Annotated in this window: 24 protein-coding genes; 6 read left to right on the forward strand and 18 right to left on the reverse strand. The window is 69.1% G+C overall.

Features of this window, described 5'->3' with window-relative positions; genetic code table 11:
* Positions 1 to 112: 112 nt before the first annotated feature.
* From VXD91_RS25965 to VXD91_RS26000, 8 genes are all read right to left on the reverse strand, one after another.
* The gene (locus VXD91_RS25965) at positions 113 to 1123 is read right to left on the reverse strand and encodes a methionine synthase (protein WP_346416754.1); all 1011 of its coding nucleotides are present in this window, start codon (positions 1121 to 1123) and stop codon (positions 113 to 115) included.
* 10 nt (positions 1124 to 1133) lie between these two features.
* The gene (locus VXD91_RS25970; protein ID WP_020103162.1) at positions 1134 to 1478 is read right to left on the reverse strand and encodes a metalloregulator ArsR/SmtB family transcription factor; all 345 of its coding nucleotides are present in this window, start codon (positions 1476 to 1478) and stop codon (positions 1134 to 1136) included.
* The gene (locus VXD91_RS25975) at positions 1475 to 1963 is read right to left on the reverse strand and encodes an SRPBCC family protein (RefSeq protein WP_346416755.1); all 489 of its coding nucleotides are present in this window, start codon (positions 1961 to 1963) and stop codon (positions 1475 to 1477) included. The genes VXD91_RS25970 and VXD91_RS25975 overlap by 4 nt, the downstream gene beginning before the upstream one ends.
* 76 nt (positions 1964 to 2039) lie before the next feature.
* The gene (mnmA, locus tag VXD91_RS25980) at positions 2040 to 3107 is read right to left on the reverse strand and encodes a tRNA 2-thiouridine(34) synthase MnmA (protein WP_346416756.1); all 1068 of its coding nucleotides are present in this window, start codon (positions 3105 to 3107) and stop codon (positions 2040 to 2042) included.
* A gap of 2 nt (positions 3108 to 3109) precedes the next feature.
* Positions 3110 to 4297 carry a cysteine desulfurase family protein gene (locus VXD91_RS25985; RefSeq protein WP_346416757.1) on the reverse strand — a complete coding sequence of 396 codons (1188 nt, stop codon included), beginning with the start codon at positions 4295 to 4297 and terminating at the stop codon, positions 3110 to 3112.
* 33 nt (positions 4298 to 4330) lie between these two features.
* Entirely contained in the window at positions 4331 to 5185 is an 855-nt protein-coding gene (locus VXD91_RS25990) for a lysophospholipid acyltransferase family protein (RefSeq protein ID WP_346416758.1), read from the reverse strand.
* Positions 5182 to 6015: a GNAT family N-acyltransferase gene (locus VXD91_RS25995; RefSeq protein ID WP_212813860.1), complete on the reverse strand. Its 834-nt coding sequence runs from the start codon at positions 6013 to 6015 to the stop codon at positions 5182 to 5184. Before VXD91_RS25995 ends, VXD91_RS25990 begins: the two co-directional genes overlap by 4 nt.
* Before the next feature lie 134 nt (positions 6016 to 6149).
* Positions 6150 to 6698: a sigma-70 family RNA polymerase sigma factor gene (locus VXD91_RS26000; protein ID WP_346416759.1), complete on the reverse strand. Its 549-nt coding sequence runs from the start codon at positions 6696 to 6698 to the stop codon at positions 6150 to 6152.
* A 211-nt stretch (positions 6699 to 6909) separates the two neighbouring features.
* Here VXD91_RS26000 and VXD91_RS26005 point away from each other — a divergent pair, with 211 nt between their 5' ends.
* Positions 6910 to 7824 (forward strand): MBL fold metallo-hydrolase, encoded by a 915-nt coding sequence (locus tag VXD91_RS26005; protein ID WP_244872857.1) that lies wholly within the window; start codon positions 6910 to 6912, stop codon positions 7822 to 7824.
* 64 nt (positions 7825 to 7888) lie between these two features.
* Here VXD91_RS26005 and VXD91_RS26010 read toward each other — a convergent pair whose 3' ends face one another.
* From VXD91_RS26010 to VXD91_RS26045, 8 genes are all read right to left on the reverse strand, one after another.
* Positions 7889 to 8608 carry an SDR family oxidoreductase gene (locus VXD91_RS26010; RefSeq protein ID WP_212813855.1) on the reverse strand — a complete coding sequence of 240 codons (720 nt, stop codon included), beginning with the start codon at positions 8606 to 8608 and terminating at the stop codon, positions 7889 to 7891.
* Complete coding sequence (locus tag VXD91_RS26015; protein WP_346416761.1) at positions 8605 to 9348, reverse strand: NAD(P)H-binding protein; 744 nt, start codon at positions 9346 to 9348, stop codon at positions 8605 to 8607. The genes VXD91_RS26010 and VXD91_RS26015 overlap by 4 nt, the downstream gene beginning before the upstream one ends.
* Before the next feature lie 96 nt (positions 9349 to 9444).
* Entirely contained in the window at positions 9445 to 10104 is a 660-nt protein-coding gene (locus VXD91_RS26020; RefSeq protein ID WP_346416762.1) for a nitroreductase, read from the reverse strand.
* Positions 10101 to 10499, reverse strand: coding sequence for a cupin domain-containing protein (locus tag VXD91_RS26025; RefSeq protein ID WP_064985740.1), 399 nt, complete (start codon positions 10497 to 10499; stop codon positions 10101 to 10103). Before VXD91_RS26025 ends, VXD91_RS26020 begins: the two co-directional genes overlap by 4 nt.
* A 65-nt stretch (positions 10500 to 10564) precedes the next feature.
* Entirely contained in the window at positions 10565 to 11455 is an 891-nt protein-coding gene (locus tag VXD91_RS26030; RefSeq protein WP_346416871.1) for a hypothetical protein, read from the reverse strand.
* Between the two features lie 98 nt (positions 11456 to 11553).
* Positions 11554 to 14343 (reverse strand): AAA family ATPase, encoded by a 2790-nt coding sequence (locus VXD91_RS26035; protein WP_346416763.1) that lies wholly within the window; start codon positions 14341 to 14343, stop codon positions 11554 to 11556.
* 104 nt (positions 14344 to 14447) lie between these two features.
* The gene (locus VXD91_RS26040) at positions 14448 to 15404 is read right to left on the reverse strand and encodes an electron transfer flavoprotein subunit alpha/FixB family protein (RefSeq protein WP_135356585.1); all 957 of its coding nucleotides are present in this window, start codon (positions 15402 to 15404) and stop codon (positions 14448 to 14450) included.
* 46 nt (positions 15405 to 15450) lie between these two features.
* Positions 15451 to 16251: an electron transfer flavoprotein subunit beta/FixA family protein gene (locus VXD91_RS26045; protein WP_212813842.1), complete on the reverse strand. Its 801-nt coding sequence runs from the start codon at positions 16249 to 16251 to the stop codon at positions 15451 to 15453.
* A gap of 264 nt (positions 16252 to 16515) precedes the next feature.
* Here VXD91_RS26045 and VXD91_RS26050 point away from each other — a divergent pair, with 264 nt between their 5' ends.
* The 4 genes from VXD91_RS26050 (at position 16516) to VXD91_RS26065 (ending at position 21796) form a co-directional block, all read left to right on the forward strand.
* On the forward strand, positions 16516 to 17322 hold the full coding sequence (locus tag VXD91_RS26050; protein WP_244872856.1) for a class I SAM-dependent methyltransferase: 807 nt from the start codon (positions 16516 to 16518) through the stop codon (positions 17320 to 17322).
* Between the two features lie 29 nt (positions 17323 to 17351).
* Entirely contained in the window at positions 17352 to 18884 is a 1533-nt protein-coding gene (locus VXD91_RS26055) for a glycoside hydrolase family 57 protein (RefSeq protein ID WP_212814748.1), read from the forward strand.
* 60 nt (positions 18885 to 18944) lie between these two features.
* Complete coding sequence (locus tag VXD91_RS26060; protein ID WP_212813840.1) at positions 18945 to 20174, forward strand: glycosyltransferase family 4 protein; 1230 nt, start codon at positions 18945 to 18947, stop codon at positions 20172 to 20174.
* Between the two features lie 119 nt (positions 20175 to 20293).
* Positions 20294 to 21796, forward strand: coding sequence for a multicopper oxidase family protein (locus tag VXD91_RS26065; RefSeq protein ID WP_318986158.1), 1503 nt, complete (start codon positions 20294 to 20296; stop codon positions 21794 to 21796).
* Between the two features lies 1 nt (position 21797).
* Here the strand turns inward: VXD91_RS26065 and VXD91_RS26070 are convergent, their stop codons facing one another.
* On the reverse strand, positions 21798 to 22535 hold the full coding sequence (locus VXD91_RS26070) for an acetyltransferase (protein WP_318986157.1): 738 nt from the start codon (positions 22533 to 22535) through the stop codon (positions 21798 to 21800).
* Positions 22536 to 22599: 64 nt separating this feature from the next.
* Between VXD91_RS26070 and VXD91_RS26075 the strand changes: the two genes are divergently transcribed.
* A complete protein-coding gene (locus tag VXD91_RS26075) occupies positions 22600 to 23895 on the forward strand; it encodes a PQQ-binding-like beta-propeller repeat protein (protein ID WP_318986156.1) in 1296 nt (431 codons plus the stop codon).
* Between the two features lie 55 nt (positions 23896 to 23950).
* Here VXD91_RS26075 and VXD91_RS26080 read toward each other — a convergent pair whose 3' ends face one another.
* Complete coding sequence (locus VXD91_RS26080) at positions 23951 to 24646, reverse strand: esterase (RefSeq protein ID WP_212813834.1); 696 nt, start codon at positions 24644 to 24646, stop codon at positions 23951 to 23953.
* Positions 24647 to 24686 lie beyond the last annotated feature (40 nt).

A 24686-nucleotide genomic window follows, 5' to 3' on the forward strand; every position in this document is an offset into this window, starting at 1 on the left:
TCTGCCCCCGATCAGTTCCGCTGAGTGGCAACCCCCTGCGCACTCCGGTTCCTCATCATGGCATGCCACCGGGCCGGGGTTGACGATTTCCGCAGTCGTCGCGGGTCAGGGTTCAGGCGGCGTCCGGGTCCTGTGCGATGCCGTCCGCGGCCTTGCGCAGCAGCGTCAACGCGGTGCGCGCCCACGTCTGCGTCGCGCCGGCGAGCCCGCAGGCGGGCGTCAGGCCGACGCGCTCGCGCAACACCGTCCGCGGGAATCCGAGCCGGTCGGTGACGCTCGCCGCGGCGGCGGCCACCGTTTCGACCGGCACCGGCCGCTCCGGGGCGACGCCCGGCAGGACGCCCAGCATGATGGTCCGGCCTGCCTCGACCCACTCCCCGATACCGTCGAGGTCTGCCGCGGTCAGCTTGGTCACGTCGATGGAGATGGCGCTGAATGCGGTGCGCGCCAGGGTTTTCCACGGCACGTCTGCAGCGCACACGTGAATGCTCGTCTGTCCCCCGACGGTCGCGATGCACTCGTCGAGCAGACTCGCGGCCAACAGGGCGTCGACCGGCGCCACCGGCGACATCCGGGTCACGCCGGCCAGCCGCCCGGCCAGTGCGGCGGGCAGTGACGGCTCGTCGAACTGCACGACGACGTCGGCCTCGCAGCGCCGCGCGACCTCGGCGCGATGATGTGCGACACCCTCGGCGAGGGAGCCGGCCAGGTCCCGCAGTGCGCCGGCATCGGTGATGGCCCGGTGGCCGCCCGGCAGTTCGAGTTCGGCGGCCAGCGTCAGCGGACCGGGGACCTGCACCTTGATGGTCCGTCCGGTCCCCCGCAGTCCGGCCTTCTCCCACGCCTCTTCGAGCGCGTCGACGTCTTCGTCGAGCAGACCCGTGGCGCGCCGCACGACGGCGCTGCGGCCGGGTGCGATGCGGTAACCGCGGGGCACGGTGTCGATGCCGATGTCGACGAGCAGCGCACCCGCCCGTCCGATGATGTCGGCGCCGACGCCACGTGCGGGCAGTTCCACCAGATGCGGCAGCGCGGGCAGTTCACCGACCACGACTGCCGCCGCTTCCCGGGCAACCGTCCCCGGCCACGAGCCGATACCGGTTGCCTGGGCGAAAACAGTCACGCCGCCAACACTATTCGATGGGGTCTGCGGCCGGATCTTCCACGTAGCTCCGCAGCCGGTCCAGGGCCCGGTCCCAGCGCTTCGACAGCGCGGTCAGGTACTCACTGGCCTCGGCGAGCGGGTCCGGCTGGATCCGCCAGATGCGCTCGCGCCCGTGCCGGCTGCTGGTCACCAGCCCCACCGCCTCCAACAGCAGCAGATGTTTGGTGGCCGCCTGCCGGGTCACCGGAATCACCTGTGTCACTTGCAAAGTCGAGCACGGGCCGGCCTCGCAGAGCCGCACTACGATACGCAGCCGATTGGGGTCGCCGAGCGCGTCGAACAACGGCGCCCGGTCTTCGACAGCCGTACTCACACGAGTTCGTCCAGGTACTTGCGTACCAGTTTCGTCTGGGCTTCCCAGCCGCCACTGTTGGCTTCGAACGCCGCGGCCCGGCGCTCGGCCGGGATGTTGTCGAACCCGGACTCGACGATCTGCAACAACACACCGTCGGCCGTCTCGGTGAGTGTGAACTCGACCAGCGTGGTCGGCTCGTCGTCGTAGTCGGCGTCCGGTTCGACGGCGTACGGATGCCAGCGGAAAGCCAGACGACGGGGCGGTTCGACCGCGACGATCTGCCACACCGACGATTTACCGGCGTGCGGCTCCTGCGCGGCAGCGACCTCGTCGTCGACCTCGGTCGGGGTGATCACCCCGGTTACGGACTCGCCCGCGACGAACGGTCCGTCGAACCGGATGCCGAACCAGCGACCGAACTCGTCGGAGTTGGCGATGGCGCGCCACACCCGGTCGAGCGGGGCGCGCAGGGTGACTTCTTTTTCGATGCGATCGGAATTCATAAGCAACCTCCTGGTTGCCTATCACGTTACGACCGCACTCCAGGAAACGCAACCATTTGGTTGCCTTGGGATGGCGTCAGCGCGTGATCGTGGCGCTGGCGATGACCTCGTCGCCGTCCGGGTCGCGGCGGTAGAGCACCATGGTCTGACCAGGGGCGACGCCGCGCAGCGGAGTGCGCAGCTGCACGTCGAGCACGCCGTCGGCGAACTCGGCGACCGCGTCGGCCAGCCCGCCGTGCGCGCGCACCTGGACCAGGCATTCCACCGGCCCATCGAACGGCACACCCGAGGTGAACACCGGACGCTCGCCGGTCAACGAGTGGATCTCGAGATCCTCGACACCGCCGACATGCACCGTCCCGGTCTCGGCGTCGATGCCCGTGACGTAGCGCGGCAGGCCGTCCGGCCCCGGGCCGGCGATGCCCAGGCCCTTGCGCTGGCCGATGGTGAAGCCGTGCACGCCGTCATGTTCGGCGAGCTTCGTGCCGCCCGCGTCGACGACCGCGCCCGGCCGGATGCCGATACGCGCACCGAGGAAGGCGCGGGTGTCACCAGACGGGATGAAGCAGATGTCGTGGCTGTCCGGCTTGTCCGCCACGGCCAGCCCGCGGTCGGCGGCCTCCTGCCGGATCTGCGGCTTGGGGGTGTCACCGATCGGGAACAGCGCATGGCTGAGTTGTTCGGCCGTCAGCACCCCGAGGACGTAGGACTGGTCCTTGTCCGCGTCGACGGCACGGCGCAACCGGCCGTCCTCCAGCCGCGCGTAGTGGCCGGTCGCCACGGCGTCGAACCCCAGCGCCAGCGCACGGGCCGACAGCGCCGAGAACTTGATCTTCTCGTTGCAGCGCACGCAGGGGTTCGGCGTCTCGCCGCGGGCGTACGACTCGACGAAGTCGTCGATGACGTCTTCCTTGAAGCGGTCCGCGAAATCCCAGACGTAGAACGGGATTTCGAGGATGTCGGCGACGCGGCGGGCGTCGCCGGCGTCCTCCTTCGAGCAGCAGCCGCGCGACCCGGTGCGCAGGGTGCCGGGCGCGGTGGACAGCGCCAGATGCACGCCCACCACGTCATGGCCGGCGTCGACCATGCGCGCCGCGGCCACCGAGGAGTCCACTCCCCCGCTCATCGCTACCAGAACCCGCATGACTACCTTCCCAACCCGGCACTGGCCAGTGCGGCCTGACGCGCCCGCTCGACCGCGGCCGGCAACACGGCCAGCGCGGCATCGATGTCGGCGTCAGAACTGGTGTGCCCCAACGAAAATCGGAGTGATCCACGGGCACTCGCCGGATCGGCGCCCATCGCGATCAAGACGTGTGACGGCTGTGCGACGCCCGCCGTGCAGGCCGAGCCCGTCGAGCATTCGATGCCCTTGGCGTCCAGCAGCATCAGCAGGGCATCGCCTTCGCAGCCACGAAAAGTGAAGTGCGCGTTGCCCGGAAGCCGGTTCTCGCCGGTGCCGCCGTTGAGCACGACGTCGTCGATACCCGACAGCACGCCGTCGACCAGCCGGTCGCGCAAGGCGCCGATCCGGGTGCGGTAGGCGTCCAGGCCCTCCACCGCGACGCGGGCGGCGGCCGCCATGGCCACCACGCCCGCGACATCCGGTGTGCCCGAACGCACGTCACGCTCCTGGCCGCCGCCGTGCAGCAGCGGCACGCACGCGACATCGCGGCGCAGCAGCAGGGCGCCGACGCCGGTGGGGCCACCGAACTTGTGTGCCGCCACGCTCATGGCGGACAGCCCGCTCGCGGCGAAATCGACGGCCACCGCACCGATCGCCTGGATGGCATCGCTGTGGATCGGCACGCCGAATTCGGCGGCGACAGCGGCCAATTCAGCGACCGGCTGGATGGTGCCGACCTCGTTGTTGGCCCACATCACACTGACGAGCGCGACATCGTCGTGGGATTCGAGAATCTCGCGCAGGGCTTGGGCGGACGTGGCGCCGGTGGCGTCGACGGGCAGCCAGGTCACCTCCGCACCCTCGTGTTCGACGAGCCACTCGACGGCGTCCAGCACGGCATGGTGCTCGATGGGCGACGTCACGATCCGGCGGCGTCCCGGACAGCTGTCGCGGCGGGCCCAGAAGATGCCCTTGACCGCCAGGTTGTCACTCTCGGTACCGCCGGCCGTGAAGATCACCTCGGAGGGCCGGGCGCCCAGCTGCTGGGCCAGGGACTCGCGGGCCTCCTCCATCCGGCGCCGCGCGGCCCGCCCCGACGTGTGCAGCGACGACGCGTTGCCGCCGGCCGCCAGGACCGCCGTCATCGCCTCGATGGCAGCGGGCTGCATCGGGGTCGTGGCGGCGTGGTCCAGATATGCGGGGCTCATGGCCTGTCCAGGATACCGGCCAGGCCAAACCGGTCAGGCTGCCAGCGCGCGCCCGTGAACAGCGGCGACGGGCAGCGGACCCACCTGGTGCACCGCGGCCTGGCAGCGGCCGGCCAGATCGCGCCGGTCGGTACCGGGCAATTGCAGCGACTGCACCTGCATGTGGCACACCGTCAGCTTGGCGGTGATGACGCGTTTGATCGACGTCAGCAGCGAATCGTCACCGATGAACGCCGGGATGGTGGACTGCGCGCCGTTGCGGTGCCGGTAGGTCAGCTGCAGCGGCTGGACGGGACGTCCGGTGTCGATGGCGGCCTGGAACATCGCCGGCGCGAAGGTGCCGTGCCCCAGACCGCACCACGTGGTGCCCTCCGGGAACGCCACGACGGTTTGACCTGCGGCGAGCCGGTCCCCGACGGTGCGGACGACGTCGGGCAGGCCGCGCAGGCTGTGCCGGTCGATCGGGATGACCTTGAGCAGCCGGGCCACGAACCCGAGTGCGGGCCACTCGATGAGATCGGCGCGCGCCACGAACGAGCCGGGCATCACGGCGCCGATCGCGAAGATGTCGACCCAGGACACGTGCCCGGCGACCACCAGCACGCCGCTCAGGTTGCGGATGGGGCCGCCGGAGACGGTGATCCGCACGCCCAGGCACCGCAGCATCAAGCGGCAGTACAGGCGCTGGATGCGGGACTTGCCGGGCAGCGGCACGGCGAGCAGTGGCAGCGCGGGCAGCAGCAGCATCGTCATGATCAGCCGGACGGTCGTGCGCAGCACGACGACGATCGGGCGGCTGATGTGCACGGAGTCGACCCGGATGCAGCTGGCGTCGCACGACGCCTTCGGCAGCCAGGCGTGTTCCGCCGCCGTCACCGGCGTGGTCACTGCGCGGCCTTGTCGGTCGCGGCAGCCGCCGAACGCAGCCGGGTCAGGTACCGGACGTCGGCTTCGCGCTTGTCCAGCAGGGCCGGGAAGTCGCCGACACCGAAGTCGGGGTCGTAGGCCGGGTCGCCGCACACCTTGGCGCCGAGACGCAGGTAGCCGCGCATCAGCGGCGGCACCGTCACGCGGGCCGGCGGCTCGATGTCGTCGAGCAGCTTGCCGTCGATGATCACCGGGCGGTACGGGCGCACCTTGTACTCCGAGGCGTGCCGCTTGTTGACGAAGTCGCGGACGCCGCGAATCTGACTGGCCGGGGCCTCGTCGGGGCTGCCCTGGATGGGTACCGACACGCAGCCGGTGACGTAGTCGTAGCCGCTGTGGTCCAGGTAGGCCAGGATGCCGCCCCACATGAGCAGCACGACGGCGCCGTTGCGGTGGTCTGCACGCACCACGGCGCGCCCCATCTCCACCAGCGACGGGCGCAGGCTGTCGAGCGCGCTGACGTCGAATTCCGTTGCGGTGTACAGCCCGCCCGCGGCGATGGCGCCGGGCGGAGGGAGCATGCGGTAGCAGCCGACGTACTCGCCGGTGTTGTCGTCCCGAACCAGGAGGTGGTCGCAGAACTCGTCGAATCGATCGGCGTCCCGGCCACTTTCGAAACCGGGGCTGTCGTCGGTGAGGGTGTAGCCCGGCTCCGAGGTGAACACGTGGTGACGAAGCCGTTGCGCGGCCTCGATGTGTTCCCGGTCGGCCGACAGCAGCAGCGTGTAGCGCGGGGTGCCGGTCGATGAACTGGTGTCGTCAGGGGCGATGAGTACAGAACTAGTGCTCATGTTCTGCACGGTGACGGAGCCGTTCGGCGCGGCGGCATCAATCACGTAACGCGTCGATGACCGGTTGCGAAACATCACGGTCCGTTACATTCGGCGCGTGATGCCGCGATGAGGAGCCGCTTCTGACAAGGGTTTCAGGCACTGTCCCGGTGTGCCAGCGCAACGCGCAGCTGCCGCCGGCCGCGGGAGACCCGCGACATCACCGTGCCCATGGGCACTCCCATGAGCCCGGCGGTCTCGGCGTAGGTGTAGCCCTGAACCTCCACATAGAACAGCGCGGTCCGCGCGCCTTCGGACAGCTCGCCGAACGCGGCCTCGACATCTCCGTCGGCCATGAGGTCGAGCAGCTCGACCTCTGCCGAACGGCGGGCAGTCGACTGTTCGTGGCCGGCCGCGGTGATCACCTCCAGCGGCACCTCCGGTGGGCGCGACGCCCGATAGCGATGTCTGCTGACCCACCGGTTGTGCAAGATACGGAAAAGCCAAGCGTTGAGATTGGTGCCCTGCTGAAACGACCCGAACCCCTGATACGCGTGTAACAAGGTGTCCTGCAAGAGATCTTCGGCGTCGGCTTCGCAGCGTGTCAGCCGGCGGGCGCCGCGGCCGAGGGCGTCGAGCAACGGCACGGCATCCGCGACAAACCGGGCCGCAAGGTCAGCGTCCGGCACCGGCGCTGCCGTCACGATCGAAACTCCCCTCGCCTGTGACCGCGCAGGGTGCGCCGCCGAACTCAGACTCGCCGGAAAGCGCCTGTGGCGAACCATTGAAAGTTCGTGGTCGGTACCGGAATCCGTGGTGCGCCCTGCGATGGATGACTTCGCGCGCCGGTCCGCGTTCAACCCCGCACAGGGTCAAATCCATGACGCTGCCGAATGTGTGCGAGAAGGAGACAACGTGAGCTTGGACAACATTTCCCACCTTGGTCAGACGGGGCTCGACGAGTTGGTTCCGTCGCGTTACGCGGTGCCGGTCGGCGATATCGAGGTACTGGTCATCAGCGACGGCGTACTGCCGATCACGGCGTCGACGCTGGGCACCAATGTCCCGCCCGCCGAACTGACGGGGTGGCTGGACGACAACTTCCTGCCGCCCGAGATCGTCGACTGGCCACTGAACATCGTGGTGGTCCGCAGCGGCGACCAGACGATCCTGGTCGACGCCGGACTCGGGCTGGAGTTCCCGGACTTCCCGCGCGCCGGACAGACGGTCCAGCGGCTGGAGGCAGCTGGTGTCGATCTCGCCTCGGTGACCGACGTCGTGCTGACCCACATGCACATGGACCACGTCGGCGGACTGATCACCGAGGGCGTGAAGGAACGGTTCCGGCCGGACCTGCGCGTGCATGCGGCCACCGCCGAGGCCGAGTTCTGGGCGGCACCCGACTTCTCCCGGACGGTCATGCCGCAGCCGATCCCCGACGTGCTGCGGCGCTCGGCCACGCAGTTTCTGACCGACTACAGCGGCCAATTGCGGACGTTCGAGACGGACTACGAGGTCGCGCCGGGCGTGCTCGTCTCGCGTACGGGTGGTCACACGCCCGGGCACAGCGTGGTCCGCCTCGAATCGCGCGGCGAGAAGCTGACCTTCGCCGGCGACGCCGTGTTCGCCCCCGGCTTCGATAATCCGGAGTGGCAGAACGGCTTCGAGCACGACCCCGAGGAGGCGGCCCGCGTCCGCATCCGCCTGCTGCGAGAGATCGCGGCCACCGGCGAGGCCCTCGTCGCCACGCACCTGCCGTTCCCGTCGGTGTGCCACGTGGCGGCCGTCGGCGACGCTTTCCGGTGCGTGCCCGCGACCTGGGACTACTGACCGCTGAGCACGAGAACGGCCCCCGGACCTGTTGTCCGGGGGCCGTTTTCGGTGAGGCGGGCGGTCAGGCAGCCGCGCCGCCGCCATCGGCATGCAGCGTCGACCCGGTGACGAAGCTCGACCGTGGCGACGCCAGGAACAGCACCGCCTGCGCGATCTCGGCCGGCTGTGCCGTCCGGCCCAGCGGCAGCATGCGCCCCAGTTCGTCGTTGGTGTCGCCCCATTCGGCAGCCACCCCCGGCGTCGCCGTCGGCCCGGGAGCCACGCTGTTGACACGCACACCGTGCGGCCCGAATTCTGTCGCCCACGTGCGGGTCAACGATTCCAGCGCAGCCTTGGACGCGCTGTAACTGGATGCCCCCGGCACGCCCTTGAACGCGACCATGGACGTGACATTGACGATGCTCCCCCGGCCCCGGCGCAGCATGCCCGGGACCAGAGCCGCCACCAGGAAATAGGCGCCGCGCACGTTGGTGTCGAAGGTGGACTCGAAGGTCGCCACGTCCTGCTCCACGGTCAGTGCACCCGGGAAGCTGGCGGCGTTGTTGACCACGATGTCGACATCACCGCATTGGCGGGCAAGGCTTTTCACTGATTCCAGGTCGGCCAGGTCCGCGGGGATGAACCGCACCCCGAGTTCGGCGGCCGCCGCGGCGCCACGGTCGGCGGAGCGTCCGGTGATGATCACCGTCGCACCTTCGGCCGCCAGCAGGCGCGCGGTCTCGAACCCGATGCCGGCCGTCCCGCCCGTCACGAGCGCGGTGAGTCCGGTCAGCTCTGTCACCGGGCCGCCAGCCAGTCCGCCAGGTGCAGGTCCGAGATGATGGCATCGCCGCTGGTGACCAAACCGGTGTCGCCGACCTTGGTGCCGAAGTAGGTGGCTGCCGGGTCGACGACGATCGGCAGGCTCTCACCGCGGTGGGCCAGCGCCAGTTTGGCCAGGCCCGCGAACGTCAGTTTGTCCGGCCCGCCGATGTTCACGATCCCGTTGGCGGGTGCGTCCTGGGCGACGCGGGCCACTTCGGCGGCGACGTCGGCGCCGGCGATCGGCTGGATGAGGCCCTCGGGCACCCGCACTTCGCCGTCGACGGTCAGCGATGCGGTGATCGCGTCGGCGAACTCATGGAACTGGGTGGCCCGCACGATCGTGTAGGGCAGCCCCGACTCGGTGATGATGCGCTCCTGGGCGACCTTGGCCCGCATGTAGCCGCTGTCGGGCAGACCGTCGCAGCCGACGATGGACAGTGCCACGTAGTGGCCGACGCCGGTCTCCTTCGCGGCGGCCACCAAGTTGGTCGCCGACCGGGTGAAGAAGTCCAGTACCGGGCCGTCGGCGAAGTTCGGCGAGTTGACGACGTCGACCAGCACGTCGGCGCCCGTCAGGGCCTCGGTCAGGCCCGCGCCGGTGAGGACATCAGCACCTGAGTCCCGAGAAGCCGCCACGGTCTGGTGACCGGCCTCGTTAAGCAGGGCCACGACCTTCGAACCGATCTGGCCGCTGGCACCCATCACAGTGATCTTCATCAGACACACCCTTTCGAATTGTTTCGGTTGTGCGGCTTCCACACTCGCAGTCGCCGCAGGCCCGCGAACCCCGGAAAGTCCGTAGTCCGCCGGCGGTCAGTCCAGGAACACCACGTTGTCGCCGATCGGATTGCGCGGCGTGTCAAGGTGGTTCGCCGGAAACGCCGGGTCGGCGTAGCCGATCGAGATGCCGCACAGGATCGTGAGTTCCTCGGGAATGCCGAGCTGCGCACGCAGCACCTCGGGATACAAGCTGATCGACACCTGGACACAGCTGCCGAGGCCTCGCTCGGTCAATGCCAGCATCAGCGTCTGCAGGAACATCCCGACACCCATCGCGTCGACCGAGCCGAAATCGCGGTGCATGCACACCACCCCGGCGACGGGCGCCCGGAAGAATTCCCAATTGCGCCGCTGCGCCGCCCAGCGGCCCGCCGCGTCGCCGCGTTCGATGCCCATTGCGCCGTACACCAGGGCACCGCTCTCGCGGCGCAGATGCGCGAACCGGGGCGGCAGACCGGCCGAGCCCACCTCAGGCGGCGTCGCATCGACGGCCGCGAGCAGCGCGTCGACCAATCGTGCGCGCCGTTCCCCGGTGACGAGGTAGACGTGCCACGGCTGGGTGTTGGAGTTCGACGGTGCCCGGATCGCCAGCTCCAACGCCTCGTCGAGCAGCTCCCGCGGAACCGGCTTGTCCGGCAGGAACATCCGTGCGGACCGGCGCGAGCGGACGATGTCGCCGAACCCGGTCGTCATCGGACTCGCCGGTCCTTGCGGGCTTCGAGTTCGTCGTCATCGACGACGACGAGCATCGGCACGCCGGGCGTGCAGATCATCGTCACGAGAAAGCGCAGCCGGACGTCGGTGCGGTTGTTGGCGTCCGAGTAGTGGATGACGTCGCCACCCGGCTCCCAGAATGCCTCCCCCGCTTTGATCACCCGCGGCGCTTCACCCTCCAACTCGAAGAGCATCTCGCCTTCCAAGACATAACCGAACGACGGTCCTCCAGGGTGGCGGTGTGGCGGTGCGCCCGCGCTTCCCGCCGGCCACTCGATGATCGACGTCATCACGTGGGCGTCGGCCGGGATGAACGGCGGCGTCACGGTCTGGATGGTGGTGATCGCCTTCATCAGGTCGGCACTATCGAACATTGTTGCTCCTCAGTTGAATCCGGGCCTGACCGATCGGAATGCCGACAGGCAGGACGCTCCGGTATTCAGCTTCGTCGCGATGCAGCCTGGTGGGACCCTTGGAACTCCGTAGTCGAAACCGGGTGGAGCCACCGGGCGATATTGGCGACGTAGTCCTTGAAGACCGCCAGCCGCGACGGGTCGTCCTTGATCTGTGTGCCGGGAACATCGGACACGAACGACGGTGCCCCCACGGCGAGGTCCCAGTTGTAATCGGCGAAGTGGTGGAAGGTGGACTCGGCGACCACGCGGCCCATCGGCCGCCCGGCCGGACATCGTTCACCGTCGACCACGACGGCGAGGTTGAAGTGCCGGCCGGTCGCGGTACTGCGGCCCCTCGCGATTGCCTGGGCGACCGGACCTTTCGCAGTCACCATGCCCTCATGCGGATGCGCGGGGAACCATTCGATGTGCCCGCTGGCGGTGCGGTTCGTTCTCAGCAGTTCGTGCGGCTGGCCGTCGACCAACACCGGCTGGTAGTCGCCGTTGGCACCGGAGTGGTAGTTGGGCCACGAGATGTGCGGATTGTCCTGGTCGTCGCACAGCTCGCGAGGGTCGACGGTCTCGTCGTGGAATTCGTTGACCACGCCCAGGATTCCGAGGCGGTTCAGGCAGCACCCCAGGTCCTGGTGATCGCGCGCGGTGAGCACACCGCCGCCGCGCTCGCGGAACCGGCGGATGCCGTCGGCGTCGGCGGCCGTCAGACCGTCGCCGACGTCGACCGCCAGCAGCCACAGCTGGTCGAAATCGAGCTCGTCCAGACGGGCCAGTACCGGGTCGTCGGTGAGACATGACCGATTGCGTGCGGTCACGTGGTGACCGCACGCTCTCAGTTCGTCCGCGACCATCGAGAACCGGCTGACGTCCCAATCGTCGGCGCACTCGGTGATCGTCGTCTGCAACAGGATGCGGGACACAGAACTCATTTCACGTCAAGGGTTTTCGCGGAACGCGATCAGCATGGCCGATGGCGGACCGCGCCGGACCCTTGACAGTTCGTGGTCTGTGGCGCGAGTCAGCCGGCGGGGAACAGCGTGCGCAACTGCCGCCGCGACGTGATGCCGAGCTTGACGAAGACCTTGCGCAGGTGCCATTCGACGGTGTGCGTGCTGATGAACAGCTGGGCACCGATCTCCTGGTTGGTCAGACCGGCGGCGGCAAGTTCGGCGATCTGGGCCTCTTGCGTCGTCAGCTCGTCACCCGAACTGACCGGCTCCTTGCGGACCTTCTTCCCGGCCGCGATCAACTCGCGTCGCGTGCGCTCCGCGAACGCCTCGGCTCCCATCCGGTTGAACATCTCGAACGCCGCGCCGAGGTGCTCCCGCGCCGCCACGCGCCGGTTCATGCGGCGCAGCCATTCCCCGTAACACAGATGGGCCCGGGCCAGCAGGAACACGACGCCGGTACGCCCGAGTCGTTCGATGGCCTCGGCGTACCGGACGTCGGCGTCTTCGTCGTCGGCCACCAGGGCGCACGCGTACGCGAACGCCCCGAGCCCCCAGTCGGTGCCGCTGGTACCCGCACGTCCGGCCAGCTGCTGCGCAGCCCACTGGCCGGTTTCCTCGTCGCCGATGCGCGTTGCCGCTTCGACGAGCTCGATCAGACCCCAGCAGTAGAAGCCCAGATCGTCGTATTGGCAACAGTTCCTGGCCGCCGCGAAGGCTTCGGCGTAGCGCCCGAGTCCGTTGTAGACGACAGCCGAAAGAAACCCCGTTACCCCGAGTACCCGGCCTTCGCCGCGGGCCGCCGCGTCGGCCGCGGCGGACTCGATGAGGCCCACGGCGTCGACCGCGACCCCGCGAAACGCCGCCAACGACAGCGAGTGGTACCGCAACGGGGCATAGTCGGTCGCCGCCGAGATGACGGCGGCCTCGGCGATAAGTGCTGCCGCCGTGTCGAATTCGCCTGCGAGCAGATGAACGCCGGCCCCGAACGCGAGTGCGGGCGGAAGTACGGCCAAGGCGCCGGCGTCGCGCGCCTGGCGTATCGCGGCGGTGGCCAGGAGCCGGTGGATGCCGTCATCCCAAATCTCGCCGACGGCCGACTCCTGAATGATGGCCAGGCCCAACGGCATCCACCGCAGGAACTGACCGTCGGCGTCCTGTGCGTGCCGGCACATGAGCTCCAGCGCGGCGCGCATCTGTTCGGCACCACCGCCGGTGACGATCCGGCTCGCCACCCCGCTCAGCAGCAGGTCCACCGGCCGATGCAACGCGGCCGCATCACCGAGCGCCGCGCCTGCGGCCTCGGCCACCTGCACCACCATGTCCGTCCCACCGAGCCGGCCCGCATACATCGCCGCGGCGAGCGCCTCGAGGTATGTCTCGTGGGCCAGCCCGGCGTCGAGCCTCTCGAGGTCGCGTGCCGCGGCGAGCAACTTCTGCACGGCGTCGCTGAGCGGCGGCACGCCGGGCCCGCCGCCGCGACTGCGGGCGAACTGCATCTCGGCCCGCAACCGATCCACTTGTGCCCGTTGCAGATCCGTCAGTGGCCCGAGTTCGGCGATGGCCAGGAGCTCATACGCCGCAGCCGGTGCCGCCGCGTCGCGCTTGGCCTGTGCCGCCGCGAGCGCGCGTGCCGCACGCAGGGCCGGGTCCGCGGTGAGCACCGTCGCACGTTCGAGGAAGGCCGCGGCCGCGGCGACGCCGCCCTTGCTCTGCGCCCGTCCGGCGGATCGCTCCAGATCCGCGGCCACTGCGTCGTCGGGCCCCGCCGCCGCGTGCGCGAAATGCCACGCGCGGCGGTCCGGATCCTGCCGCGGGTCGGTGGCCTCGGCCAGCGCCCGATGTACCGATCGGCGCGCGTTCACATCGGCCGCACGATAGACAGCCGACCGCATCAACGGATGGCCGAAACGCACACGCGCGCCGAACTCGATGAGTCCGGCCGCCTCGGCCGGCGCCAGCGCGCTGACGGACAGCCCCAAAATCGTTGCGGCCCGCTGGAACAGCGCCGCATCCCCAACCGAGTCGGCGGCGGCGAGAAACAACAGTTGCTGGGCCGGCGGTGGCAACGCCTCGACGCGACGCCGGTAGCCGTCCTCGACCTGCCGCGTCACACTTCGCCCGGTGCCCATGTTCCAGAAGCCACCGGCGAGCTCCGCGGCAGAAACACTGCGGGGAACTTCGAGGAGCGCCAACGGGATTCCGCGCGTCTCGGCGACCACCCGGTCGCGCACCCGTTCGTCGACCCGACCCAACAGCACCGAGTCGAGCAGGTCGCGGGCGTCGGCATCGGACAGCCCGGTGACCGTCAGCTCCGGCAGCGGCCCCAGCGCCTCTGCTCCGGCGTCACGGGCCGCGAACAACAGCACAACGGGCTCGGCGAGGAAGCGGCGCGCCACGAAGGCAAGGGTCTGCAGCGATACTTGATCGAGCCACTGCGCGTCGTCGACCACACACAACAGCGGCTGGTCCGCCGTCGCGGCGGCCAACAGGCTCAGCACCGCGAGGCCCACCAGGAAACGGTCCGGCGCCGCCCCGGCGCCGCGGCCGAAGGCCACGTCCAATGCCTCGCGCTGCGGCGTCGGCAATTCGTCGAGGTGCTGCATCAGCGGCGCGCACAGCTGCTGCAGGCCCGCGTACGCCAGCTCCATATCGGACTCGACGCCCGTCACCTGAATACAGCGGAATCCGTCGGCAGCGTCCACCGTATGCCGCAGCAGCGCAGTCTTCCCGACCCCCGCCTCGCCGCGCAGGACGAGGACCTGACTGCTGCCCGAGCGCGCGGCCGACAACAGGCCGCGCAGCGTCGTGATCTCTCTGTCGCGGCCACGCAAGACCGGCGCGCGATCCTGGCTCGCCATCGGCACCACCGTTTCTGGTTGCTGTCAGCAGTCCTGCCCAGACACAAAGGTGCCCCAAAACCGAAGTTTTGGGGCACCTTCGCTTCTGCTCACGCAGAGAAAAATCAGCCCTTGCGAGCCTTGATGGCGTCGGTCAGCTGCGGGGCGACCTGGAACAGGTCACCCACGATGCCGAGGTCGGCGATCTCGAAGATCGGGGCCTCTTCGTCCTTGTTGACCGCGACGATGGTCTTGGACGTCTGCATGCCGGCGCGGTGCTGGATGGCGCCCGAGATACCGAGGGCGATGTACAGCTGCGGGGCAACGGTCTTACCGGTCTGGCCGACCTGGAACTGACCGCCGTAGTAGCCCGAGTCGACCGCGGCACGCGAAGCACCGACAGCACCGCCGAGCGAGTCGGCCAGGGCCTCGACGACCGCGAAGTTGTCGGCGCTGCCGACACCACGGCCACCGGCGACCACGACGCTGGCCTCGGTGAGCTCCGGACGGTCACCGGCGACGGCCGGCTCGCGCGAGGTGATCTTGGTGGCGTTCTCGGCCTGGGCCGGAACCTCGACGTTGACGACCTCACCGGCGCCGTCGGCCGGGGCGGCCTCGACGGAACCCGGACGGACAGCGATCACCGGGAGCACGTCGTTGGCCTGCGCCTCGACGGTGTAAGCGCCACCGAAGATGCTGTGAACGGCGATGCCGCCGGCCTTGACGTCGACGACGTCGACCAGCAGGCCGGCACCCAGGCGGGCGGCCAGACGACCGGCGACCTCTTTGCCCTCGGTGCTGGCGACAGTCAGCACGGCGGCCGGGCCGGCGGACTCGACGAGAGCCTCCAGCACGTCGACGGTCGGGGTGACCAGGTAGTTCGCCGCGTCAGCCGACTCGGCGACGTAGATCTTGGCCGCACCCGCGGCCTTGAGGGCGTCGGTCAGCGGCGCGGCGGTGCCGGGGGCACCCACCACAACTGCCGACGGCTCACCGAGCACACGGGCAGCGGTGATCAGTTCGGTGCTCACCTTCTTGAGGGCACCATCGGCGTGCTCGACGAGCACAAGTACTTCAGCCATGCGTATTTGCCTCTGTGTCTTTCTGGAAGTTTCGGTGTGGTGGGGGCTAGATCAGCTTCTGACCAACGAGGTACTCGGCGATCTTGTTGCCGCCCTCGCCCTCGTCGGCGATCTTCTCGCCCGCGGCCTTGGCCGGCTTCGGCGTCGACGACAGCACCTTGCTGCTGGCGTTGGCGACACCGACCTCGTCGGCCTCGACACCGATCTCAGCCAGCGTCAGCACGGTGACCGGCTTCTTCTTGGCGGCCATGATGCCCTTGAACGACGGGAAGCGGGCTTCACCGATGCGCTCGTTGACGCTCACGACGGCGGGCAGGGTGGCCTCGAGGCCGAAGACGCCCTCGTCGGTCTCACGCTCGCCGGTGACCTTGCCGTTCTCGACGGAGATGCTGCGCAGCGAGGTCAGCTGCGGCAGGCCCAGCAGCTCGGCGATGACGGCCGGAACCGCGCCACCGACACCGTCGGTGGACTCGTTGCCACCGATGACCAGCTCGGCGCCCTCGATGGTGCCCAGCGCGCGGGCCAGGGTCCAACCGGTCTGGACGATGTCCGAACCCTTGAGCTGGTCGTCCTTCACGTGCACCGCGTTGTCGGCGCCCATTGACAGAGCCTTGCGGATGGCCTCGGTGGCCCGCTCCGGTCCGACGGTCAGCACGGTGACGGTGCCGGCGCCGCCGGCGGCCTCTTCCTTCTCCTTGATCTGCAGCGCAGCCTCGACGGCGCGCTCGTTGATCTCGTCGAGCACCGCGTCCGCGGACTCGCGGTCGAGGGTGAAGTCGCCGTCGTTGAGCTTGCGCTCCGACTCATAGTCAGGGACCTGTTTGATCAGGACCACGATGTTCGTCATGGGTGTGGTTCGTCCTCCTCGATGAGGCCGGCGGTCGGCCTGGCATTCACGATTAACGCAACGACCAACATGTTACTACTCGGTAACTTATGTGGCATGGCGCAGGAACACCATAGCTGGTCGAACGCGGCCCGAGGATGCCGCCTTTTGTTTTCTTGACCACACTCGAGGCGGTTGGGCAACATGGCAGAACCAGCAGGTGGGACGGCCCAACCGATCGGGCATGGGATCAGCGGTACCACTCTGGGCTAGCCTGCCTATCTAATGAGCACTTTTCCCGAAACCCAGCCGGACAGCCACGCGGCAAAGTCAGTGCCAGTGATGCCACTGACCGGTGAGCGCACCGTCCCGGACCTGGCCGAGGAGAACTACTGGTTCCGGCGCCACGAGGTGGTGTACCGGCGACTGGTCGAGCGCTGCCGCGACCGCGACGTCCTGGAGGCCGGCGCCGGCGAGGGCTACGGCGCCGACCTCATCGCCGACGTCGCGCGCCGGGTGATCGGGCTCGACTACGACGAGTCCTCGGTGGCGCACATCCGTGCCCGCTACCCGAGGGTCGAGATGCTGCACGGCAACCTGGCCGCGCTGCCACTCCCCGACGCCTCCGTCGACGTCGTGGTCAACTTCCAGGTGATCGAACACCTTTGGGACCAAGGACAATTCGTCGCCGAGTGCCTGCGCGTGCTGCGCCCGGGCGGCGTCCTCCTGATGTCGACGCCGAACCGGATCACCTTCACCCCCGGCAGCGACACCCCGCTGAACCCGTTCCACACCCGGGAACTCAACGCCGCCGAGATGACCGAGCTGCTGACCGAACAGGGTTTCGTCATGGAGGCCATGCTGGGCGTCTATCACGGCGCCGGACTGCGTGAGCTCGACGCCCGGCACGGCGGCTCCATCATCCAGGCCCAGATCGACCGCGCCGTGGCCGATGCACCCTGGCCCGCGGACCTGCTGGCCGACGTGGCCGCGGTGACCATCGACGACTTCGATCTGCTCGCAGCTGATGCCGCAAACAGCCCGAACATCGACGACAGCCTCGACCTGGTGGCAATCGCGGTGCGGCCGTGAGTGATTCATCGAGCACACCAGTACCGGGGATGTTCACCCTGGTGCTGCATACGCACCTGCCGTGGCTGGCCCATCATGGCCGCTGGCCGGTCGGTGAGGAGTGGCTGTACCAGTCGTGGGCGACGGCCTATCTGCCCCTGACGCGCGTGCTGCGCGAGCTGGCGGAGGAAGGCCGCGGTCACCTGCTGACGCTGGGCATGACGCCCGTCGTCACCGCCCAGCTCGACGATCCGTACTGCCTGGCGGGTATGCAGCAGTGGCTGTCCAACTGGCAGCTGCGCGCGCTGGAGGCGACGACCGTCCGCGACGGCGGCGGCGCCCCGGAGACCTTCAACTCACCGGAAGCGTTGCGCGCCTTCGGTGTTCACGAGCACCAGCAGGCCGGTGCGGCACTGGCCGAGTTCGCCGATCACTGGCAGCACGGCGGCAGCCCGGTCCTGCGGCAGCTCATCGGCGCGGGCACCATCGAACTGCTCGGCGGCCCGCTGTCGCATCCGTTCCAGCCGCTGCTCAACCCCCGGCTGCGCGAGTTCGCGCTGCGCGAGGGCCTGGCCGACGCCGGCGCCCGCTTCGCGCACACCCCCGGCGGCATCTGGGCGCCCGAATGCGCCTACGCCCCCGGCATGGAGACCGGCTACGCCGCCGCCGGCGTCACCCACTTCATGGTCGACGGCCCGTCGCTGCACGGCGACACCGCGCTCGGCCGTCCCGTGGGCGAGTCGGACGTCGTCGCCTTCGGTCGCGACCTGCAGGTCAGTTACCGCGTGTGGTCACCCAAGTCCGGCTACCCGGGGCACCCGGCCTACCGCGACTTCCACACCTACGACCACCTGACCGGCCTCAAGCCGGCCCGCGTCACCGGCCGCACCATCCCGTCGGAATCCAAGGCCCCGTACGAACCGGAACGGGCCACCGCCGCCATCGACGCGCACGTCGCGGATTTCGTGAACACCGTGCGGCGCCGACTACTCTCGGAGTCCGAGCGCACCGGCCGCCCGGCCCACGTCGTCGCCGCATTCGACACCGAGCTGTTCGGGCACTGGTGGCACGAGGGACCGGAGTGGCTGGGCCGGGTATTGCGCGCGCTGCCGGCCGCCGGTGTCCGGGTCGGCACCCTGTCGGACGCCATCGCGGGCGGCTTCGTCGGCTCCCCCGTCGAACTGCCGCCCAGTTCCTGGGGTTCGGGCAAGGACTGGCAGGTCTGGTCCGGCGAGCAGGTCGCCGACTTCGTGACGCTCAACGCCGAGGTCGTGGATACCGCGCTGACCACGGTGGACAAGGTGCTGGCACAGGATTCGGCGTACCCGGCACGTGACCGCGTGGCCGACCAGATCCTGCGGGAAGCCCTGCTGACCGTCTCGAGCGACTGGCCGTTCATGGTGAGCAAAGACACCGCGGCGGAATATGCTCGCTATCGCGCGCACCTGCACGCGCACGCCACCCGGGAGATCGCCGGTGCCCTCGCGTCTGGACGACGCGATCAGGCCCAGAAACTCGCGGAAGGTTGGAACCGCGCCGACGGACTGTTCGGCGCCCTGGACGCGCGGAGGTTGCCGCGATGAGCGCTTGCGCGAAGAGCCGAGTGCACCGATGAGCGCTTGCGCGAAGAGCAGAAGGCAACGATGAAAATCCTCATGGTCTCGTGGGAGTACCCACCCGTGGTGATCGGCGGCCTCGGACGCCACGTCCACCATCTGGCCGTCGAGCTCGCGGCCGTCGGCCACGAGGTCGTGGTGCTGTGTCGTCGCCCCGCGGGCACCGACCCCAGCACGCACCCCACCACCAACGAGGTGCACGAGGGTGTGTGGGTGATCTCGGCGGCCCTCGATCCGAACGAGTTCACCTTCGGCACCGACATGATGGCCTGGACCCTGGCCATGGGCCACGCCATGATCCGCGCCGGACTGAGCCTGCGCGACTGGACCCCGGACGTCGTACACGCGCACGACTGGCTGGTCGCCCACCCCGCCGTGACGCTGGCCGAGTTCTTCGACGTGCCACTGGTCTCCACCATCCACGCCACCGAGGCCGGCCGGCACTCCGGCTGGCTCTCCGGCCCGGTGAGCCGCCAGGTGCACTCGCTGGAATCGTGGCTCGTGCACGAGTCCGACTCGCTGATCACCTGCTCGGTGTCCATGGGCGAGGAGATCACCGAGCTGTTCGGACCCGAGCTGCCCGACGTGAGCGTCATCTGCAACGGCATCGACACCGCCGGCTGGCCGTTCGCCATGCGCCGCAAGCACGACGGCCCGGCCGAGCTGCTGTTCGTCGGCCGGCTGGAGTACGAGAAGGGCGTTCATGACGTCATCGCCGCGCTGCCGCGCATCCGGCGGACCCACCCCGGCACCACGCTGACCGTCGCCGGTGACGGCACGCAGTACGAGTGGCTGGTCGAGGAAGCCCGCAAGGCCAAGGTCACGAAGGCCGTGAATTTCGTTGGCCGCGTGGATCATTCAGGGCTACTGGAGCTGCTGCACCGGGCCGACGCCGCAGTCCTGCCGAGCCACTACGAGCCGTTCGGCATCGTGGCGCTGGAAGCCGCCGCGGCCGGGACGCCGCTGGTGACATCGAACGTCGGCGGGCTCGGCGAAGCGGTGATCAACGGCAAGACCGGCGTCTCCTGCCCGCCGCGCAACGTCGGCGCGCTGGCGTCCGCGGTCCGCAAGGTGCTCGACGACCCCGCGGGCGCGCAGCAGCGCGCCCTCGCCGCACGTGACCGGTTGAACCACGACTTCTCGTGGCAGACCGTGGCCGCCGAGACCGCGGATGTCTACCTGGCCGCCAAGCGCGGCGAGCGACTGCCGCACGCGCGTCGTCCCATCGTGGAGCGCCCGCTGCCCGACCGCGGCTGAGAGCTCGTCACCGCAAATCCATAGAACTGTCCCTTTTCCCTGGAAGAGGGACAGTTCTGTGCTGACTTGCGGACTTTCGACCCTTGACGCATATACCCCCCGGGGGTACAAACGGCAGGGTGTTCACTCGCCGTAGTTTCCTGATCGCCTCCGCCGTCACGGGCGCATCCGCGCTCGCCGGCGTCGCCGCGTGTAGCAAGACGCCCGCCGCGGCCGGCGGTATCGACCAGAAGGCCATCGCCGCTGCCGAGGCTGCCCGCCCGCACACCGGGCGCACCGTCTCGGTGGCGCTGCGCCCGCAGCCGGCCACCGTCGACCTCGGCGGTGTCACGGTGCAGACCCTCGCGTACGGCGATCAGGTGCCCGGCCCGCTGATCCGCGCGTCGGTGGGCGACGAGCTGTCGGTCCGCGTGTCCAACGGGCTCGACCATGACACGTCGGTGCACTGGCACGGCATCGCCCTGCGCAACGACATGGACGGCGCGGCACCCGCGACGCCGAACATCAAGCCCGGCAACGACTTCACGTACACGTTCTCGGCTCCGCATGCCGGCACCTACTGGGCGCATCCGCACACCGGCCTCGACGCGGACCACGGGCTGTACCTGCCGGTCGTCATCGACGATCCCGCGGAGCGCGGCCGCTACGACGCGGAATGGATTGTGGTCCTTGATGATTGGACCTCGGGTGCCGGTCAGTCGCCCCAGCAGATCTACGACGGCCTGCGCGCCATGGCCGGCATGGGACACATGGGCGGCCACGACATGAGCGGCATGGGTGACATGCCCGGTATGGCGGGAATGGCGACGAGCCCGCTGCTCGGCGGCGACGCCGGCGACGTCAAGTACCCCTACTTCGTCGCCAACGGCCGGATTCCCGCCGCACCAACGGTTTTCAACGCCAAGCCGGGTCAGCGCATCCGGCTGCGCATCATCAACGCCGGCGCCGACACCGCGTTCCGGGTCGCACTGGCGGGCCACCGCATGACCGTCACGCACACCGACGGCTTCCCCGTCGACCCGGTGAACGTGGACGCACTGCTGCTGGGTATGGGCGAGCGCTACGACGTCATCGTCACCGCGGGCGACGGCGTCTTCCCGTTGGTGGCGGTGGCCGAGGGCAAGGACAGCGCCGCGCGCGCCATCCTGTCCACCGGCGCCGGCACCGCGCCGGACGCCGCGTTCCGCCCCGCGGAGCTGAACCGGAAGATCGGCACCGTCGCCGACTTCACGGCCACCGGCGCCGTCGACCTCGGACCGATCACGCCGGACGTCACGCTGGCCGCGGAACTCACCGGGTCGATGATGAAGTACGACTGGGGCATCAACGGGCGGGGCTTCGACAACCGCACGGCGCTGACCATCCGGCAGGGACAGCGCGCCACCATGACCTTCACCAACTCGACGACGATGTGGCATCCGATGCACCTGCACGGGCACACGTTCCAGGTGCTACAGCCCGACGGCCGGCGCGGCCCACGCAAGGACACACTGATCGTGCTGCCCAGGCAGAAGCTGACCGTCGCGCTCGTCGCCGACAACCCCGGTGAGTGGATGCTGCACTGCCACAACGCCTATCACCAGGAGGCGGGCATGATGACGACGCTCGCCTACACGAGCTGAGTTACCGGGAGCTCTTCTTACGCTCGATGTCGGCCAGCGCCCGGGCGAGTTCCTCGCGTTCGGCGGCCGAGGTCTCCCAGTCCAGCTTGCGGTTCTTGACCACCTTGGCCGGGGCGCCGACCGCGATGGAGTAGTCCGGAATCTCGCCCTTGACCACCGCGTGGGCGCCGAGCACGCAGCCGCGGCCGATGCTGGTGTTGCGCAGGATGGTCACCTTGGCGGCGATCCAGGTGTCCGGCCCGATCCGCACCGGGCCCTTGATGATGCCCTGGTCCTTGATCGGCAGCTCCATGCTGTCCATCTTGTGGTCGAAGTCGCAGACGTAGCACCAGTCGGCCATGAGCGCCGACTCGCCGATCTCGATGTCCAGGTAGGTGTTGATGACGTTGTCGCGTCCCAGCACCACCTTGTCACCGAACCGCAGCGAGCCCTCGTGGCAGCGGATGGTGTTCTTGTCGCCGATGTGGACCCAGCGGCCGATCTCCATCTGCGCCAGCTCGGGCGTGCACTGGATCTCCACACCCTTGCCCAGGAACACCATGCCACGCGTGATGATGTGCGGGTTGGCCAGCTTGAACTTGAGCAGCCGGAAGTACCGCACCAGGTACCACGGGGTGTAGGCCTTGTTGTCGAGCACCCACTTCAGCGACTCACGGGTGAGGAACCGCGCCTGCCGCGGATCGCGCAGCCGCGAACCCCGCCATCGTTTGTGAATCGGTGCGCCCCACATCGTCGTCATGGCCGGAAAGCCTACGCGAGGCGAAATCGGACATTCGCGTGTCTCGGGCTAGTCTCGGGACTCGATGCCTGCACACCGAATCCGCCGCCTCGCCACCGTTGCTGTTGCCGCGGTCACGCTGACTGTTGCCGGGTGCGGCAACACCGACTCCTGGGTCAAGGCACACCCCTCGGACGGCTGGCCCGCGCAGTACGGCGACGCCGCCAACAGCAGCTACACCGCGCTGGCCGGGGCAAGCAGCCTGAAGCAGGACTGGGCCCGCTCGGCCAAGGGAAACATCGGCGCACAGGTGATCCTCGGCTCCGGCAGCTATCTGGCCATCAACGCGCAGTCGGCCAATGGTTGCTCCCTGATGGTGTGGGAAAGCGACCAGCACGGCCGCCAGCGCTGGTGCACCCGGCTGTGGCAGGGCGGCGGCATGTCCAGTCCCCTGTTCGACGGCTTCGACAACATGTACGTCGGCCAGCCCGGCGCGATCATGTCGTTCCCGCCGACGCAGTGGATCCGCTGGCGCCAGCCCGTGATCGGGATGCCGACGACACCGCGCATCCTGTCGCCCGGTCAGCTCCTCGTGGTGACGCATCTGGGCCAGGTGCTGGTGTTCGACGCGCACCGCGGCCAGACCATCGGCGCCCCGCTGGACCTCGTCAGCGGCGTCGACCCCGCCGACTCGGCGCGCGGCCTGGCCGACTGCCAGCCCGCCAAGGCGGCGTGCCCCATCTCGGCGGCGCCCGCCTACTCCCCTGACACCAACATGGTCGTCCTGGGCCTGTGGCAGCCGGGCACCGATGCCCCTGCCCTCGTCGGGCTGCGCTACCACGAGGGCCAGACGCCGCTGCTGACCCGCGAATGGAGCAGCACCGCGGTCGGAGGCGGCCCCATCGCCAGCCCGGTGCTGTCGGCCGACGGCAAGACCGTCTACGTCAACGGCCGCGACCAGCACCTCTGGGCGGTGAATTCCGCCGACGGCAAGGCCAAGTGGTCGGTCAACCTCGGCTTCCAGCCGCAGACGCCGCCGTCGGTGACGCCGGACGGTCTGGTGGTCGCCGGCGGCGGGCCGCAGACCAAGCTCACCGCGGTCAAGGACAAGGGCGACAAGGGCGAGGTGGCGTGGACGCGCAGCGACGTCGAGCCGCTGACGACGGCCACGCGCGCCGGCACCGACGTCGGGTACGTGGTGGTCCGGGACGGCCAGGCCGGCCAGGCGTTGGTCGTCTTCTCCCCCGCCGACGGCCACACCGTGAACAGCTATCCACTGCCGGGCGCCACGGGCTGGCCGGTCGGGGTGTCAGTCGGGCACGACAAGCGCGTCATCACCGCGACGAGCGACGGCCAGGTCTACGCGTTCGCCCCAGCCTGATCAGGGATTTGTGCACGATTTTCCGCGCTTGCCGCGGAAAATCGTGCACAAATCCCTAGGCGAGCATGGACTCGATCGGGGCTCGCGGCACCGTCACCTGCACCGCGCCGGCGGATTCCGGTAGCACCTGGCCCTGGCTGAAGAAGAAGATCAGCGAGTCGTTGGTGATCGCGAAGTTCTGGTAGGTCTCCGGATCCAGCCCGGCGGCCGGCGGCATCAGCACCGGCTGCGCTGACTGGCGGATCAGTTCGCCCTGAACCAGCGGCAGGATCACCGGAAAAGGTTGTGCGCCAGGTACGAACAGATTGTCGATGGTGATCGGCCTGCGCTGGACCAGGTCCCACGTGAACGTCTTGTAGAAGGTCTGCGGATGCGCACCGCCGACATCCTGGAACGTCTTGAACACGACCGACTGGGTGTTCCGGGGCGGGATCGCCGCGGTGTACTGCGTCGCGGTGGTGTCCAGCTCGTACGAGGTCTCGTGCGGTCCGGGCATCTTCGCGACGTTGACGTACCCGTCGCGGGTCTGCGTGATGTAGTCGACCACGGCCTGCTGATCCGGGTAGTCGATGGGATAGCTGATGTTGAGCGCGTAGCCGCGGGTGGTGTCGCGAATCTGACACATCCGTGAGCCGTCGACGACGCCGCCCAGCTCCGGGCATTTCGCCGGGGTCGCGGCCGCAAGAGGCATGCCGAGCCAACCGACCGCCCCTGTTGCAGCGATCACTGCGGCGAGTGCGGGAAGGCGCATCTGGTGAATCCTCCAGGGATCAAGAAATGGCGGCACGTCG

The sequence above is a fragment of the Mycobacterium sp. SM3041 genome, assembly GCF_039668335.1.
Taxonomy (GTDB): domain Bacteria; phylum Actinomycetota; class Actinomycetes; order Mycobacteriales; family Mycobacteriaceae; genus Mycobacterium.

Coding starts and splice junctions, on each gene's coding strand:
- VXD91_RS26080 (WP_212813834.1), bottom strand. CDS start 24,646: ATGCGCCTTCCCGCACTCGCCGCAGTGATCGCTGCAACAGGGGCGGTC.
- VXD91_RS26040 (WP_135356585.1), bottom strand. CDS start 15,404: ATGGCTGAAGTACTTGTGCTCGTCGAGCACGCCGATGGTGCCCTCAAG.
- VXD91_RS26025 (WP_064985740.1), bottom strand. CDS start 10,499: ATGTTCGATAGTGCCGACCTGATGAAGGCGATCACCACCATCCAGACC.
- VXD91_RS26055 (WP_212814748.1), top strand. CDS start 17,352: ATGTTCACCCTGGTGCTGCATACGCACCTGCCGTGGCTGGCCCATCAT.
- VXD91_RS26020 (WP_346416762.1), bottom strand. CDS start 10,104: ATGACGACCGGGTTCGGCGACATCGTCCGCTCGCGCCGGTCCGCACGG.
- VXD91_RS25975 (WP_346416755.1), bottom strand. CDS start 1,963: ATGAATTCCGATCGCATCGAAAAAGAAGTCACCCTGCGCGCCCCGCTC.
- mnmA (WP_346416756.1), bottom strand. CDS start 3,107: ATGCGGGTTCTGGTAGCGATGAGCGGGGGAGTGGACTCCTCGGTGGCC.
- VXD91_RS25985 (WP_346416757.1), bottom strand. CDS start 4,297: ATGAGCCCCGCATATCTGGACCACGCCGCCACGACCCCGATGCAGCCC.
- VXD91_RS26035 (WP_346416763.1), bottom strand. CDS start 14,343: ATGGCGAGCCAGGATCGCGCGCCGGTCTTGCGTGGCCGCGACAGAGAG.
- VXD91_RS26070 (WP_318986157.1), bottom strand. CDS start 22,535: ATGACGACGATGTGGGGCGCACCGATTCACAAACGATGGCGGGGTTCG.
- VXD91_RS26060 (WP_212813840.1), top strand. CDS start 18,945: ATGAAAATCCTCATGGTCTCGTGGGAGTACCCACCCGTGGTGATCGGC.
- VXD91_RS26015 (WP_346416761.1), bottom strand. CDS start 9,348: ATGAAGATCACTGTGATGGGTGCCAGCGGCCAGATCGGTTCGAAGGTC.
- VXD91_RS26050 (WP_244872856.1), top strand. CDS start 16,516: ATGAGCACTTTTCCCGAAACCCAGCCGGACAGCCACGCGGCAAAGTCA.
- VXD91_RS26045 (WP_212813842.1), bottom strand. CDS start 16,251: ATGACGAACATCGTGGTCCTGATCAAACAGGTCCCTGACTATGAGTCG.
- VXD91_RS26075 (WP_318986156.1), top strand. CDS start 22,600: ATGCCTGCACACCGAATCCGCCGCCTCGCCACCGTTGCTGTTGCCGCG.
- VXD91_RS25995 (WP_212813860.1), bottom strand. CDS start 6,015: ATGAGCACTAGTTCTGTACTCATCGCCCCTGACGACACCAGTTCATCG.